Source organism: Streptomyces sp. A 4/2 (assembly GCF_940670765.1).
Classification (GTDB): Bacteria; Actinomycetota; Actinomycetes; order Streptomycetales; family Streptomycetaceae; genus Streptomyces.
Genome location: NZ_CALNVW010000060.1, coordinates 1 through 15,402, shown reverse-complemented (window position 1 = coordinate 15,402; position 15,402 = coordinate 1). Strand labels below are relative to the sequence as shown.

General features: G+C 72.2%; 10 protein-coding genes. 4 read left to right on the top strand and 6 right to left on the bottom strand.

Annotation, left to right across the window (positions count from 1 at the left end; translation table 11 throughout):
* Positions 1-23: 23 nt before the first annotated feature.
* The 3 genes from trmB to NBY69_RS35020 form a co-directional block, all read right to left on the bottom strand.
* A complete protein-coding gene (gene trmB, locus NBY69_RS35030) occupies positions 24-824 on the bottom strand; it encodes a tRNA (guanosine(46)-N7)-methyltransferase TrmB (RefSeq protein WP_250306365.1) in 801 nt (266 codons plus the stop codon).
* 267 nt (positions 825-1,091) lie between these two features.
* Positions 1,092-2,381, bottom strand: coding sequence for an L-2-hydroxyglutarate oxidase (gene lhgO / locus NBY69_RS35025; RefSeq protein WP_250306250.1), 1,290 nt, complete (start codon positions 2,379-2,381; stop codon positions 1,092-1,094).
* An 82-nt stretch (positions 2,382-2,463) separates the two neighbouring features.
* Positions 2,464-3,885, bottom strand: coding sequence for an MFS transporter (locus tag NBY69_RS35020; RefSeq protein WP_250306249.1), 1,422 nt, complete (start codon positions 3,883-3,885; stop codon positions 2,464-2,466).
* A 571-nt stretch (positions 3,886-4,456) separates the two neighbouring features.
* Between NBY69_RS35020 and NBY69_RS35015 the strand changes: the two genes are divergently transcribed.
* Positions 4,457-6,538, top strand: a complete 2,082-nt coding sequence (locus NBY69_RS35015; protein ID WP_250306248.1) for an asparagine synthase-related protein — start codon at positions 4,457-4,459, stop codon at positions 6,536-6,538.
* A 173-nt stretch (positions 6,539-6,711) separates the two neighbouring features.
* On the opposite strand, the gene NBY69_RS35010 is transcribed toward NBY69_RS35015, so the two are convergent.
* Together NBY69_RS35010 and NBY69_RS35005 are read right to left on the bottom strand one after the other, a co-directional pair.
* Positions 6,712-8,616, bottom strand: a complete 1,905-nt coding sequence (locus tag NBY69_RS35010; protein ID WP_250306247.1) for a sigma-70 family RNA polymerase sigma factor — start codon at positions 8,614-8,616, stop codon at positions 6,712-6,714.
* A gap of 202 nt (positions 8,617-8,818) precedes the next feature.
* A complete protein-coding gene (locus NBY69_RS35005; RefSeq protein WP_250306246.1) occupies positions 8,819-9,571 on the bottom strand; it encodes a TetR/AcrR family transcriptional regulator in 753 nt (250 codons plus the stop codon).
* Between the two features lie 329 nt (positions 9,572-9,900).
* Here NBY69_RS35005 and NBY69_RS35000 point away from each other — a divergent pair, with 329 nt between their 5' ends.
* Positions 9,901-11,277 (top strand): NAD(P)/FAD-dependent oxidoreductase, encoded by a 1,377-nt coding sequence (locus NBY69_RS35000; protein WP_250306245.1) that lies wholly within the window; start codon positions 9,901-9,903, stop codon positions 11,275-11,277.
* A gap of 211 nt (positions 11,278-11,488) precedes the next feature.
* Positions 11,489-13,165 (top strand): ATP-binding SpoIIE family protein phosphatase, encoded by a 1,677-nt coding sequence (locus tag NBY69_RS34995; RefSeq protein ID WP_250306243.1) that lies wholly within the window; start codon positions 11,489-11,491, stop codon positions 13,163-13,165.
* 53 nt (positions 13,166-13,218) lie between these two features.
* On the opposite strand, the gene NBY69_RS34990 is transcribed toward NBY69_RS34995, so the two are convergent.
* Positions 13,219-14,484 (bottom strand): MFS transporter, encoded by a 1,266-nt coding sequence (locus NBY69_RS34990; protein ID WP_250306364.1) that lies wholly within the window; start codon positions 14,482-14,484, stop codon positions 13,219-13,221.
* Positions 14,485-14,604: 120 nt separating this feature from the next.
* Between NBY69_RS34990 and NBY69_RS34985 the strand changes: the two genes are divergently transcribed.
* Positions 14,605-15,153 carry a MarR family winged helix-turn-helix transcriptional regulator gene (locus NBY69_RS34985; protein WP_250306241.1) on the top strand — a complete coding sequence of 183 codons (549 nt, stop codon included), beginning with the start codon at positions 14,605-14,607 and terminating at the stop codon, positions 15,151-15,153.
* Positions 15,154-15,402: the final 249 nt, after the last annotated feature.

Sequence of the window (15,402 nt, the reverse complement as noted above, 5' to 3'; positions counted from 1 at the left end):
CGACGGTGTTCGTCCGCGACGGCTCAACTCTTCCGGGCGCCGCGGCGGAACAGCAGGTCGTGCACGACATGGCCCTTTTCGAGCCCCTGCCCCTCGAACCGGGTCAGCGGCCGGAAAGCGGGCCGCGGCGCATAGCCGCCGTCCGCCTCGGTGTTCTCGAACGCGGGGTGCGCGGTGAGCACGTCCAGCATCTGCTCGGCATACGGCTCCCAGTCGGTCGCACAGTGCAGTACGGCGCCGGGAGCGAGCCGGGTAGCGGCCAGGTCGAGGAACTCGGGCTGGATCAGCCGCCGTTTGTGGTGGCGGCTCTTGGGCCAGGGGTCGGGGAAGTACACCCGCAGTCCGGCGAGCGCGTCGGGCTCCAGCATCTCGCGGAGCAGGATGATCGCGTCGCCGTTGGCCACCCGGATGTTGGACAGGCCGTCCCGTTCCGCGAGACGGAGCAGATTGCCCTGACCAGGGGTGTGCACATCGGTGGCGAGGATTCCGGTGGCCGGGTCGGCGGCGGCCATCTGCACGGTCGCCTCACCCATCCCGAAGCCGATCTCCAGTACGACGGGAAGTCCGTCGAACATCGCACCGAGGTCGAGGATCTCCCGGCCGTCGATGTCCAGGCCCCACTTCGGCCACAACCGTTGCAGGGCATCGCCCTGTCCGGTCGTGACCCGGCTGCGGCGGGGCTGGAAGCTACGGATCCGGCGCTCGTGGTGCGAGCCCGCCGGGTCGGCGGCGGGTCCGCCCGGGAAGCGCGGCTCACCCTTGGCGCGGCGGGGCGCTGAGGGCTCTGCGGCGGGTGCCGGGGAGGACTCGGGGCTGGGGTTCAGGAGATCGGACACAGTGCTTTCAAGTCTACGATCCCCGGCGACCGGTCGGTCCGGTCCCGCTACGGTCCTGGTCCGGCCCGTCCCGGCAGCGCCGCGTCGGGCCCGGACCGGCCCCGCTCAGGTCCCGTTGCGGCAGCGCCGCGTCAGGCCCCCGACCGGGGCGCACCGCCCCCGTCAGGCCTGCCCGCCCCCTCCGTCAGGCCCGGCCTCCGTCAGGCCCGGCCTCCGTCAGGCCTGCCCGCCCCCTCCGTCAGGCCCGGCCCGTCGTCAGGCCCGGACCCCCACCGAGGCCAGCGCCCGCCGGGCGACCTCGCGGCCGATCGGCAGTGCGGCCGTCGCGGCCGGTGACGGCGCGTTCAGCACATGGACCGTGCGCGGCGACTCCCGGATCAGGAAGTCGTCGACCAGCGTGCCGTCCCTGAGCACCGCCTGTGCCCGCACCCCGGCGGGCGCCCGGCGCAGATCCCGCTCCTCGACGGACGGCAGCAGCCGCCGCACCGCCTCGGTGAACGCCCGCTTCGACAGCGAGCGGTGCAGCTCGCCCGCCCCGTACCGCCAGTGCCGCCGGGCTATCCGCCAGGAGCCGGGCCAGGCGAGCGTGGTGCCCAGCTCGCCGGGGCGCACGGTCCCCCAGCCGTACCCCTCGCGGGCCAGCGCCGGTACCGCGTTCGGACCGACGTGCACACCGCCGTCGACTCCCCGCGTCAGATGGACGCCGAGGAAGGGGAAGGCGGGGTCGGGCACCGGGTAGACCAGACCGCGCACCAGACCGGGGCGGGCCAGCGTGTAGTACTCCCCGCGGAAGGGCACGATCCGCATGCCCGGGTCGTCGCCCGCGAGCCGGGCGATCCGGTCGCAGTGCAGCCCCGCGCAGTTCACCAGGGCGCGGGCCCGGACGACCGAACCGTCCGCCGTGGCGACCGCGACGCCTTCCGGGCGCCGGGAGATCCGCACCACCTCGGCGCCGCAGCGGATGTCCGCGCCGGACAGCTCCGCGAGCCGGGCGGCCACCGCCCCGTAGTCCGCGATCCCCGTGGTGGCGACCCGGATCGCGGCCAGGCCCCGGACCTCGGGTTCGTACTCGGCGATCTGTGCGGGACCCAGCTCCCGCACCGGAATGCCGTTCTCCCTGCCGCGCTGGGCCAGGGCGTGCAACCGGGGTAGCTCTTCCCGCCCGGTGGCGACGATCAGTTTGCCGGTCACCTCGTGGGGCAGGGACTGCTCCGCGCAGAACTCCGTCATCTCGGCCGCACCGCGCACCGCGAACCGGGCCTTCAGTGAGCCCGGCCGGTAGTAGATCCCGCTGTGGATCACGCCGCTGTTCCGGCCCGTCTGGTGGCGGGCGGTGCGCTGCTCCTTCTCCAGGACCACCACCCGGGTGCCCGGCGCGGACCGGGTCAGCGCATAGGCCGTCGACAGGCCCACGATCCCGCCCCCGACGACGAGCACATCGCAGTCGAAGCCGCCGCTGTACGCACCGCTGCCGCCGCGGCCGGACCCCGTCCCGCGGTCGTATCCGCCGCTGCCGCCGCGGCCGTGGCTGTTCGCGAAAGACATCGCACCTCCTCCCACCCCGATAGTGCACTGGCCCACTGACAATGCCCGCAAACCAAGGGGGAGGCCCCTTCTGCTTCTCCAGCTACGCGGGCGCCACCAGAAGCGGCCGGGCCCGCTCCCGTAACTCCACGACTCTCGGCTCGTCGCCGTACGGCTCCAGCCGGTGCAGCAGATCCCGTACGTACTCCGTGGTGCGCGCCGAGGAGATCCGCCCGGCCACCTCCACCGCCCGGGTGCCCGCGGCGCACGCCGCGTCGAGGTTGCCCGACTCCAGCTCCGCCACCGCGCTGACCACCAGGCGCAGCCCGTGCGAGCGCACGAACTCCTCCGTCGGCTTCGACAGGGCCTGTTCGGTGAAGCGCCGCACCTGACGCGGGGCCTTCAGGTCGTGGTAGCACTCGGCGGCATCCGCCGCGAACCGGTCGTACGAGTAGAAACCCAGCCAGGACGGATCCGCGTCGCCGTCACGTGAGCGTTCGAGCCAGCCCTCCGCCGCCCGCAGGGCCGCGCCGGCCGCCGAGGAGTCACCGGCGCGCGCGTGCGCCCGTGCTTCCACAAGTCTGAAGAAGCTCATCGTGCGGGCCGTCGCGAGGCCGCGGTTGCGCTCCACGGCCGCCTGCGCGAGATCCACCCCCTCGTCGCCGAAGCCGCGGTAGACCGCCTGCAAGGACATCGAGGCGAGGACATATCCCCCCAGGGGGACGTCCGCGGCGGCGCGGGCGAGCCGCAGCGCCTGGATGTAGTAGCGCTGCGCCGCCTCCTGCTGGCCCGTGTCGAACGCCATCCACCCGGCGAGACGGGTCAGTTCGGCGGTCGCCCCGAAGAGCCCGCGGCCGACCTCGTCGCTGTACGAACCGAGCAGCAGCGGGGCGGCGTCCACCCGCAGACACTCCGGCACCATCGATGAACGCCAGTCCCCGCCGCCGTACTTGGAGTCCCAGCGCCGGGCGTCCTCGGCCGCTTCCCGTAACTTCGTCACATCGCTGTGGCCCACGCGCAGGGCCGTCGGGTCCGCCAGTTCCTCCGTGCCGCGCTCCACCGAGGAATCGGCGGGTGTTATCAGCCACCGTGACGCAGGTGTCGCATATGCCGTGACCGCGAACGATCCGGCGAGCGACTGCCAGATCCCGCCACTTCCGGCGCGCCGGCCGGCCAGGTCGAGACGGTAGAGATCGGTCGCCGACACCACCGCCGCGTTCACGTCCCGGTGGAAGGCGAGTCCGACCTCGGGGGCCGGATCCGCGTCCGCGAGACCGATTTCGTGCAGCGGGACGGGCCGGCCCAGCTTGGCGCCGATCGCCGCCGCGATCAGATGGGGCGCGGCGCCCTGGGGCACCATGCCCTTGGAGACCCACCTGGCCACGGAGGTTTTGTCGTAGCGAAGTGTCAGGCCGCGCTGGGCGCCGAGGTCGTTGACCCGTCGCGCCAGTCCGGCATTGCTGATTCCCGCTAAGGCGAGAACGGTGCCGAGTTTGTCGTTCGGCCCGCGTAGCTCCCTGGACATGCGCCACCCCTCGACACACAGACGGCCGCCACGTCGCGGCAACCTCTCCTGTCCGGGATGCCGTGCGGGGCGTTCGTAAACCCAGCGTAGTTCGCCGCATCCCTACCGTTAAGGGGTGATGTTCCGGATGGCGGGATTGTTTGCCCGTGCCGAGCGCCCGGAGCCGCCACTCGTGCTCCTGGCGTGTGGCCGTGCGCCCGGCCGTGCGCTCTGGCCCGGCCCTCCCCCGAGGTCTTCCATGTGGAGTGCGTGGGTCGGCCTGCTGCCAGAATCCAGCGGGCTGGGGGACACCGCCGCCTCAATCCCCGCGGGCGGCGGGCCGGTCCGGGAGGCGTACCGCGTCTCCCGGACCGCAGTGCCGGGTCGGTTCGCCCGTCTTCCCGGGCCACCGTTGCCCGTTCGCCAGAATGGCCGAATGTCGCCCCTCGTGGCGCATGGTCACATGGCTTTTGCCGGGGGCGCATTCGCTTTTGGGTGCGCGCTTCCGTACTCCCTCCTGTACGCCGTTGTCATGGCAGCATGGACCTGAACGTCCCGGACGTTCAGTTGTCCACAGCCTGTGGAGGCGGCGATGCGGTGGTTGGTGGGGTGGAGCAGTATTGCCGCGAGCTTCGGCACGGCCGGTTCGGTGGGCGGCACCGGTGAGGACCGCACCGTTCATCCCGTCGGATCCCAGCTCCTCTGGGGTGACCCCGACCCCCTCTGGGCGGTCGGCGACTGGCGGCCCGACGAGGTGCGGGTCATCACCGTCGACCCCTTCACCCGCCTTGCGGTACTGGGCTGTTGTGCCGCCACCGACGAGGAACTGCGGGTCGGACTCTTCGCCGCACGCGGCGGCGCCCTACGTCATCTCACCGCCTGGCCGGGCAGTTACACGGTCGTCGTGCAGTCCGGCCGCCGGATCACCGTGGTCGGCGACCTGGCAGGCGCCCGGCCGGTCTTCCACACCCCCTGGGCCAACGGCACGGCCTACGCCACCGCCGCCCTCCCGCTCGCCGACCTCATCGAAGCCCAGCTGGACATCGGGCACCTGGCCGCGCTGCTCGCCTGCCCCGACGTCCCCGAGGCGCTGCGCGACTCCACGCCGTACGCGGGCGTCCGGCGCATCCCGCCCGGCCACGCGCTGATCCTGCGCGAGGGTTCCCGGGAGATCACCGGATACGAACAGGTCGCCTCGCTCGCGGTGGCCGCCGCCCAGGTCGACCCGGACCGTGCGGTGGACGGGGTACGGAACGCGCTGGTCGAAGCCGTACGCGCCCGGCTCACCGCACCACGCCATGCCCCCGGGACCCTGCCGCCCGACCCCGGCCCGGTCCCCGGCATGGGCCCGGCCGACCGGCGCGCGGCCCGGGGAGCGCCCGCCCCCGCCCCCGGTATCGGCGCCGACCTCTCCGGGGGCAGCGCGTCCGCCACCCTCACCCTGCTCGCCGCCGGACTGCCAGGGGTTCCCGGCACCGTCCTCGGCCACGGCACGGGCGCCGGGGAGCGTCTCCTCGCCGTCACCTTCAACGACCTCTCCGCCCGCGGTCTCGAACCCGAACTGGAACGGGCCGGAGCCATCGCGGCCAACCCCCGGCTGCACCACGTGGTCGTCACCGCCGGTGAAGAGGCCCTGCCGTACGCAGATCTGGAGTCGGGCCCGCTGACCGACGAGCCCGGCCCCTCGCTGATCACCGCGGAGCGCCACCGCCGTCGGCTCGCCGCGGGCAGCGCCGACCACTTCGTGGGCGACGGCGCACGCCAGGTGCTCGACGCGCATCCGGCGCGCCTGGCGGACCTGTTGATGGACCGCCGCAGACGCCATCTCGTCCGGCCGGTCGCAGCCCTGGCGAAGGCGGACGGCTCGGCCCTCATCCCGCTCACCGTCTACCGCGCGGCGCGCAAACTGGCCCGTACCCCCTACCGGATGGGCATCGAGACCGCAGCGGCCCGGCTCCGCGACCGCGACTTCCTCCTCACCACGGAGGGCTCCACCCTGGACGCGTCGCTGGCCGCGCTCACCTGGTCCCGGCCCGGCCCCGCGGCCCGCTGGCTGACCGGCGAGGCACTCGCCGAAGTGTCCGTACGCCTCCAGGAGTCGGCGCTGCGCCCCACCTCGGTGCAGCGCCCGGGGGAGGCCCGCGCCCGAGCAGCACTGGCCCGGTACGCGGCGGACCACCGGGTCTTCGAACAGGCGGCGGAGGTACGCAGCCAGCGACTGCACGCCCCGTTCCTCGACAACCAGGTCGTCCGGGCGGCCCGCTCCCTGCCCGAATCACTGCGGGTCCAGCCGGGGGCACGGGCCGCGATCCTCCGTACGGTACTGGCGGGCGCGGGCATCCACGATCTGCCGCACGGCTGGGGCGCACCCTCCCACTCCACGGCGAAAGCCACTTTCCACCAGGGGCTGCGCTCCTCCCTGGACACGCTGCTCGCCCTCTTCGACGCGCCGCTGCTGGCGGACGCGGGCCTGATCGAGGCGCGGGTGGTGCGCAAGGCGCTGCGGGCGGCGGCGCAGGGCGAGCGGCTGCCGCTCGACGGGCTCGCCGACCTGGTCTCCACGGAGCTGTGGCTCCGCAGGCTGCTGTCCCGGCGCGGCACGTGCTGGACGGGAACGGCGGCACCGAAACAGCGGGCGGTGGCGGGCGGAGTGGTACCGAGGCGCAGCCTGTGACGGGGTGCGGTCCCTGACGGGGGGCGGTCTGTGACGGGCACAGTGGGCAACCGGGTCCGAACCGTCACCGGAGACCGGCCGTCACCAGAACCCGAACCGTCACCAGAACCCGAACCGTCTCCGGAGACCGGCCGCCACCAGAACCCGAACCGTCACCGGAGACCGGCCGGCCCTCACCGGCAACTGATCTGTGACTGCGCCCAGTCGGCGGGCACCACCGAGCCGAACGCACCCGCCCGCTCGACCACCAGCCGTACCGTCCGACGGCCCGAGATCCCGACCCGCACCGGCACCGCGGGATCCCCGCCGTGCACCACGGGCGAACTCCACAGCAGCGCGTCGTCCCCGTACACCGAGAACCGGACCGCGCCGAGCCCCATCGCCATGGTGTCCACCCCGGCCAGTGCCTCATAGCTGGTGCACTGGCGGTTGAGCTCGATGGTCACGCTGGAGGGAGCGCGCACCGTGATGCCGTGGTCGTAGGAGGCGTCACCGATCGACAGACTCTGCCGCTGCCACACCGGAGTGCTGTCCCGGAGGCTCAACTCGGGCGCGGTGTGGTCGCCGACGAGTGAGTACGCAAGGGTGTTGACCTGGTAGACGGCGGGCGCGGGCGGCGGAGTCGGCGTGGGCGTCGGTGTCGGGGTGGGCGTCGGTGTCGGGGTGGGCCTGGGCGTCGGCTTCGGCGGCGGAGTCGGCCGGGGCGGCGCAGGAGGCTTCGGCTCGGCCTTCGGCGGCGCCGGACGGGGCGTCGGCTTCGGGGTGGGCCGGGGCTCGGGCGCCGGGGGAGGCGGCGGCTTCGGCCTGGGGGACGGGGGCGTGGGTGCGGGCGGTACCACGGGCTGCGCCACCGGAGGCGCCGCGTGCGGCTTCGGCGGGGGAGCGTCGCTGCCCGACAGGGCGAACGCGAGCCCGGCCGCCGCCGCGACCACGACACCCGCGGCGATCCCTGCCTTGGCCGGGACACCCAGCCCCTCGGCCGCGGCGGCCCCACCGCCCGCGGAACTCCCGCCCGCTGCCGCGGCGGCGCCTGCTCCGGTGGCTCCCGCCAGACCGCCCGCGGCGATCCCGGCGGCCTTGAGCGCGTACCCACCGGCGAACCAGCCGATGACGGCGATCGGCACCAGTCCGGGAATCCCCGAGTTGACGTCCTTGAGTTCGCCTGCAGCTAGGCGGCACTTGGCGCACTCCTCCAGATGCTTCCGCAACCCCCGCTCGGCCCGCATCCGCAGCCCGCCCCGTGCGTAGGCGCCCAACCGGTCGGCGTACTGGGCGCAGTCCCCGCCCGCGGTGAGCGCCTGGCTCACATGGGCCTGGAGATACGCCTGCTTGAGCCCTTCGCGGGCCCTGCTGGCCAGTACGGCGGTGGCGTTGGCGGTCAGCCCGAACAGCGGCGCGACGTCGCTCGGTGACTCCTTCTCGACGGTGGTGTGCCAGAGCACCGCCTGCCAGCGCTCCGGCAGCGAACGGAACGCCTCCATGGCCAGCGACTGCTCGGCGATCTGCATGGCCCGCACGTCGGCGCCCAGGTCCAGCGTGTCCTGGTCGGACACCTCCGAGGACGCGGACCTGGCGGCCTGGTCGGCGAAGAGCGCGAAGTCCTCGACCAGTTGCTCCCGCTTGGCGGTCTTCGTCCACGCCGCCGCCACCCGCCGCACGGAGGTCAGGAGGTACGCCCTGACCGCCTGCTCCGGCCCGGCCCCGCCCCGTACCGCCTGGAGCGTGCGCGCGAACACCTCGGCGGTCAGATCGTCGGCGGTGTGCGCGTCACGGCAGCAGGTACGGGCGTAGCGGCGGACCGCTTCGGAGTGCCTGCGGAACAGCTCGGCGTAAGCACTGTCCTCGCCGTCCCGCATCTGCTGGATCAGATCGGCGTCGGACGGTGGCAGATCGAGCGAGCGGGGTGGCGGGAGAACGCTGCTCCCGCTGCCCTCGCGCTGCTGCGGCACGCTGGTGGACCACTCGTCAGTGGACCACTCGTCATCGGACGGACCACCCTGCTCGGGCACCTGGCCGGGCACCTGCTGCGCAGACCCGCCTGTCTCGCCGAGCGGCTCGTCCCGCCGTTCAACGCTCATCGCGGAAAGCTCCCGTACGCCTCGGACCAGAACACCGGCCAAGACTGACACAGAGCAGTGCACAATCAGCTGCCCGGATCCGGCAACCACTCATCCGGGGAGTCTTCCCGAATCCGAGCACTAACCTTCATCCGTTAGGGGAAGGCTCAACAAGTTGTCCAGGCCCGGCCGTTGACCTCCGACCGAGCACCCGGACCGCACGTCACGCAGGCCGCGACCGCAACCCCTCCAGCAGAATGTCCAGCAACCGCGAGGACGCCGCCGCCTGCTGCGCCGCATCAGGCAGTGTCGGCGCCGCCGTGGCTATCACCAGCAGCACATCCGCCACCGTGACATCGCCCCGCAACTCACCCGCGTGACGGGCCCGGTCCACCAGCTGCCCCACGACCTCCAGCAACTCGGCGGCCCCGGCGTCGAGATCAGCAGCGAGCCCGTACCCCGGCTGCGCATCGGGTCCCCCGGGCGCCGACCGCTGCTGCGGCACACGCGTCCCGTCCGGGACGAAGCCGTCCAGTAAACCGGCTTCGGCGTCCACCACCCCGACCCGCAGTACCTGCGGCGGCAGCAGCCGGCCGGCACCCGAGGCCACCGAGGTCCGCAGGAAACGCGAGAGCGCCGACCACGGCTCCTCCTCCTGCCCGAGTGCCGTACGCGCCTGGTCCGTCAGCCGCGCCGTCTCCTGCGCGGCTATCCGCTGCACCAGCACGTCCTTGCTCGGGAAGCGCCGGTAGACCGTACCGACCCCGACCCTCGCCCGGCGCGCGACATCCTCCATCGGCGCCCCGTACCCCAGCTCGCCGAACACCTCGCGGGCGGCCCGCAGTACGTGCTCCAGATTCCGCTGCGCGTCCACCCGAAGAGGCACGGGACGCGTGACCGTGTCCGTCCCCGCCGCCGATCGGCCGTTGCTCCCGGACGGCGCAGAAGGCTGCCAATGAGCGTCCTGAATATGCATAAGCGTTCCCCCGGTAATGATGTCTCCCCCCGGAGACTCCCCGCCTGGCCGTCGGGGACAGGACCTGACCTGACGCCCCGACAAGCTACGAACATAGTTGAGCAAGGGGCGATTCAGAAGGGGGTAGTTCCGCACGGAGCGCCCCCCGATCGGAGTATGGAGCGGAAGTCTCCCTATTCCGCCCCCGCGCCCCCTTCCCGCCCCACCCGCTGACCTGCGGCCCTTCCGTTCGCGAGGAGGAACCGTCCGCTCCGCCGCGCCGGTGTTCTCCAGTCACACAATTTGCCGGGCCTGTGGACAAAGTCGATCGACCGTAGCCTCATGGGACAGTGACTGCTCCCATTTCCCGGGGGACGACCCCCGGCCCCCGGACCGGCCCGCGCATTCTCGTCGTCGGCGGCGGCTATGTCGGTCTGTACACCGCGCTGCACCTCCAGCGGAAGCTGAAGGCCGGCGAGGCGGAGATCACCGTGGTCACGCCCGACCCCTATATGACGTATCAGCCGTTCCTCCCCGAAGCAGCCGCCGGATCCCTCTCGCCCCGGCATGTCGTCGTCCCCCTCCGACGGGTGCTCGACCGGTGCCGCATCGTCATCGGCGAGGCCACCGCCATCAGTCACGCCAAGCGCACCGCGACCGTCACCACCCTCGCGGGCCCCGAGGACGGCACCGGCGCGGTCGAGATCGAGTACGACGAACTCGTGCTGGCCCCGGGCTCCGTGTCGCGCACCCTCCCGATCCCGGGCCTCGACCGCTACGGCATCGGCTTCAAGAGCATCGAAGAGGCCATCGGCCTGCGCAACCACGTCATCGAGCAGCTGGACATCGCCTCCTCGACCCGCGACCCGGCCGTCCGCGACGCCGCCCTCACCTTCGTCTTCGTCGGCGGCGGGTACGCGGGCGTCGAAGCCCTCGCGGAGCTGGAGGACATGGCCCGGTACGCCGCCCGCTCCTACCACAACGTCGACCGCGACGACATGAACTGGATCCTCGTGGAGGCCTCGGGCCGCATCCTCCCTGAAGTCGGCGACGAGATGGGTACGTACGCGATCCGGGAACTGCGCAAGCGCAACATCGACGTACGCCTCGAAACCCGCCTGGACAGCTGCGACCACCGGATCGCCGTACTGAGCGACGGAGCCCGCTTCCCGAACCGGACCCTCGTCTGGACCGCGGGCGTCAAACCCCACCCGGTCCTCGCCGCCAGCGACCTCCCGCTGAACGCACGCGGCCGGCTCGTCTGTACGGCCCAACTCGCCGTCGAGGGAAGCGAGCACGCCTGGGCCGCGGGCGACGCCGCAGCCGTCCCCGACCTCACGTCCGACGAGCCCGGCAAGGAGACCGCGCCCAACGCACAGCACGCCGTACGCCAGGCCAAGGTCCTCGCCGAGAACATCCTCGCCTCGATGCACGGCAGGCCGCTCAGGAACTACGCGCACAAATACGCCGGTTCGGTCGCCTCACTCGGCCTGCACAAAGGCGTCGCGCATGTCTACGGACGGAAGCTGAAGGGCTACCCTGCCTGGTTCATGCACCGCGCGTACCACCTCAGCCGCATACCCACCTTCAACCGGAAGGCCAAGGTTCTCGCCGAGTGGACGCTTGCCGGGCTCTTCAAGCGCGAGATCGTTTCGCTCGGTTCGCTGGAGCATCCGCGGGCCGAATTCGAATGGGCCGCGAGCGGCGAGCGCCCGGAGCGGGACTGAGGCCGACCGTCCCCCATGTGCCGGTCGGCCCAAGGCCCGACAGTGCTGTCGGTCACACCGGACGTGTGACCATAGGGGGGCTCAGACCCGTACAGAACGACCCGGATCCCCAGCCGGACGACCCGGATCCCCAGCCGGACGACCCGGCTCCCCGGCCGGGAGAGCAGCCGGCCCCAGCCGCCCAGTATCGACAAACGAGGCTTGAAAAGCAGTGAACTTCACGCGCTGGAGCGCCCGGCTCCCCGGTACACAGCGCCGCGCCGCCGCGCGGACCGACCGCAGTTCCGTGCCAGCAGCCCGCGGTGAGTCCGAAACCCCCCAGGAACCCGGCCAGGAGGGCGAGCCGCCCGCCGACCGGGCCCCCGTCCCGGCGCTCGACGAACTCTCCGCCCGGGAGGTCCTCGGCCAACTGCCCGCCCTCGTCGCCCTCGTGTACGGACCCGAGCACCGGATCGCGTACGTCAACGACGCCTACACCGAGGCGTTCGGCCCCCGCGCCACCGGCAGCGCGGCCACCGAAGTGATGCCGGAACTGGACGAGCTGGGTCTGTTCCCCCTGATGGACCAGGTCCTGCGCAGCGGCACCGCCCGCACGGTCAAGTCCCGCCGGGTACGGACCGGTCCGGGCGCGGGCTCGTACACCGTGACCTGCACCCCGGTGAAGCACCTTCAGGAGGACGGCGGGGTCCTGGTCTTCGCCGCCGACGTCTCCGACCACGCGGACGCGGCCGAGCGGCTGCGCACCAGTGAGCGCCGCCAGCGCGAGACCGCCGTCACCCTCCAACGTTCGCTGCTGCCCCAGGAGTTGGAACAGCCGGACGACCTGCGGATCGCCGCCACCTACCAGCCGGGCGGCACCGACGCCGCGGTCGGCGGCGACTGGTACGACGTGATCACCCTCGGGGCGGGACGCACGGCCCTGGTCATCGGGGACGTGATGGGCCGCGGGGTGCGCGCCGCCGCCGTCATGGGCCAGCTCCGCACCGCTGTCCGCGCCTACGCCCGCCTCGACCTCCCGCCGCACGAGATCCTGCAGCTCCTGGACGGCCTCGCCTCCGAGATCGATCCCAACCAGATCGCCACCTGCCTCTACGCGGTCCACGACCCCAACGAGGGTCGTCTGGTCTACGCGTCGGCCGGGCACCTCCCCGTCCTGGTCCGGGACGAGGACGGTACGGTCCGGCGGGCCGCCGATCCGACGGGCCCGCCGCTCGGCACCGGCGGCTACCAGCACACGTCGGACTCGATCGCGCTGCCCCCGGGATCGGCGGCGGTCCTCTACACCGACGGTCTGGTCGAGCGCCGGGGCGAGGACATCGACGAAGGCGTAGCCGCTCTGGAGCGCGCCCTGTCCGGCGCGTCCGGCGCTCCGCAGGTCGTCTGCGACCGGCTGATCCGCTCGCTGGGCGTCACCGCGGAACACGACGACGACGTCGCGATCCTCGTCGTCCAGCACCCCTCCCGTACGGGCCCGGCCGCCGAGCTCTTCCACAACGCGGCGCTCGACCTGCTGGGCGGGGTGGAAGCGGCCTCACGCGCGCGGGCCTTCGCCTCCGGAGTCCTGACGTCCTGGCGGTTCCCCGTGGAGCTGCACGACCTGGGGGTCCTGGCGGCCAGCGAACTCGTCGCCAACTCGCTCCAGCACGGCACCCCGCCGATGCGCCTCCGGCTGCGGCGCACCGACCGCCGGCTGATCATCGAGGTCACCGACGGCGACGATCACCTGCCGCGCCGCCGCCGCGCCGAGCCCGCGGACGAGGCGGGCCGCGGGATCTCCATCATCGCGACGATCGCCGCGTCCTGGGGCTCCCGTCGCACACCGGGCGGCGGCAAGGCGGTCTGGTGCGAGTTCGCGGTCCCGCGGGGGACCGAGGACCGGAACCGCTGAGCGGGAAACCGTCCGTGAACACGGAAGCGGCCCCCGCGGGGGCCGCGACCGCGTCAGTGAACCGCCGCCGGTTCCGGCACATGCGTGGCCACGACCCGCGACGCATGGGCGAGCGAGGGCTGGTCCTGTACGGGGCTGAGCCGCCGCCCCAGCCGGAGCGCCAGCACGGTGATCCCCAGGGAGAACACCACGAACGTCGCGATGTACGTCAGGTGCAGCGAGGCCCCCATCGGCCCGCCCACGGCCGGTCCGATAGCCAGCGCGAGCTGCTTGACCAGGGCGAACGCCGAGTTGTACTGACCGACCATCGAGCTGGGCGCCAGATCGGCGACCAGCGGGGCCACGGTCGGCGACAGCATCGACTCACCGAGCCCGAACAGCGCGTACGTCGAGATGAACGCCGCGGTCGCCATGGTCTGGCTGCCGTGCCCGAGTCCGGCGTACCCGGCGATCACCCAGGCGAAGGCCCAGACGAGCCCGACGGCGGCGATCACCCGGGAGCGCCGCCGCTGCTCCACGACCTTCAGCACGACGAACTGCGCGATGACGATCACGGCGGTGTTGGCGGCCAGGGCGATACCGAGCGTCGAGGGCTGGATTCCGGCGGCCTCGGTGCCGTACGCGGCCAGCCCGGACTCGAACTGTCCGTAGCAGGCGAAGAAGACGACGAACCCGAGCACGCAGAGCTGCACCATGGCCCGGTGCCGCAGCAGCGTGCGCAGCCCGCCGCCCTTGGCCTGCGGCGCGAGTTCCACACCGGGCGCGCGCGGCAGCCGCACGGTGGCGGCGATCCCGGCGAGCACCAGGAACATCGCGGCCTCGATGGCGAACAGCAGGGTGAAACTGCCGGGCCGGGTCTGGTCGACGATCTGACCGCCGACGAGTCCACCGATGCCGAGCGTGAGGTTCTGCAGGAAGAACTGCATGGTGAACGCCCGGGTCCGGGTGGACGGGGTGGAGCACCAGACGATCATCGTGGCCAGAGCGGGCTGCATGACGGCGGTACCGGCCCCGAGCACCGCGGCCGACAGCACGACGGTCACCACCCCGCCGGACAGCCCCATGCTCATCGCGCCGACGGCGGCGAGCGCGGCGGCCCCCACCAGTACGGGCAGCGGCCCGCGCCGGTCGATGAGCCGACCGGTGAAGGGGAGGACGACCAGAGCGGCCACCGCGAAGACGGCGAGCACGGCCCCTGCCGTACTCGATCCGAGTTCCCGCACCTGTGACACATAGATGTACAGATACGGAACGGTGAAGCCGATACCGAACGCGCTCAGCGCCGTACCTGCCTGGATCCGACGCATCGCGGCACCCATCGCCCTGGTCACCACTCACCTGCCTCTCAAGGTGTGAAGACTTCAACAGTAAAGTTCGGATGTCAACAATACACATCGAAGGACTTCGACGCGAACGACTTCCGTGGAATACTCCCGGGCATGCCAGAGACCCCCGTCCCGGACGAGCCGACCCTCGACGAGCAGATCGCCGCCTACCAGCGCGAATTCCGCGACCTCGACCCCCAGGTCGAGAAGGTCGTGTCGGCCCTGGACCGCCTCAATCGCCGGATGAACGTCGGCTACGGCCGCCAGCTCGCGGAGCTGGGCATCAGCAAGACGGAATGGGAGGTGCTGAAGACCCTTGTACTCGGCGGCGCCCCCTACCGAATGGGCCCCGGAGAGCTGGCCAAGCGCCTCGGCCTCACCCCGGCCGCGATGACGCACCGCATCGACCGCATGGCGGCCGACGGTTTCGTCACCAGGGACCGGGACGAGAGCAACCGGGTACGCGTCATCGTCGAGCTCACGGACGAGGGCCGTACGAAGTGGCTGGAGGCGATGCGCATGGCGTCGACCTTCGAGGGGGGCCTGCTCCAGGATCTGTCGGACCAGGACCGCGGAGCCCTCGGCGAGATGCTGACGGTGCTGCTGCGCCGGGTGGAGGACGCCCAGCCCGACGCCGGCGGCCGACTCACCGACCTGGACTGACCCGGCCCGGTCGGGACGCCGAACAACTGGGTTGACACGGACCGCTGGAGGAGGTTGACGCGCCTCCCGCAGGTCTGTAAGGTTCTTCGAGTTGTCACGGGGCCGGAACGGTTCTGCGACAACCACTCCCGCCGCGAATGCGGCAAACAAACTCAGCACGATCTCCCGTCGGGGAGAATTTCGGCATGCCGGAATTCGCTCTGTTCGACTCGATTATGAGTCACCCGGGAAATCCGCTAGAGTTTGAGA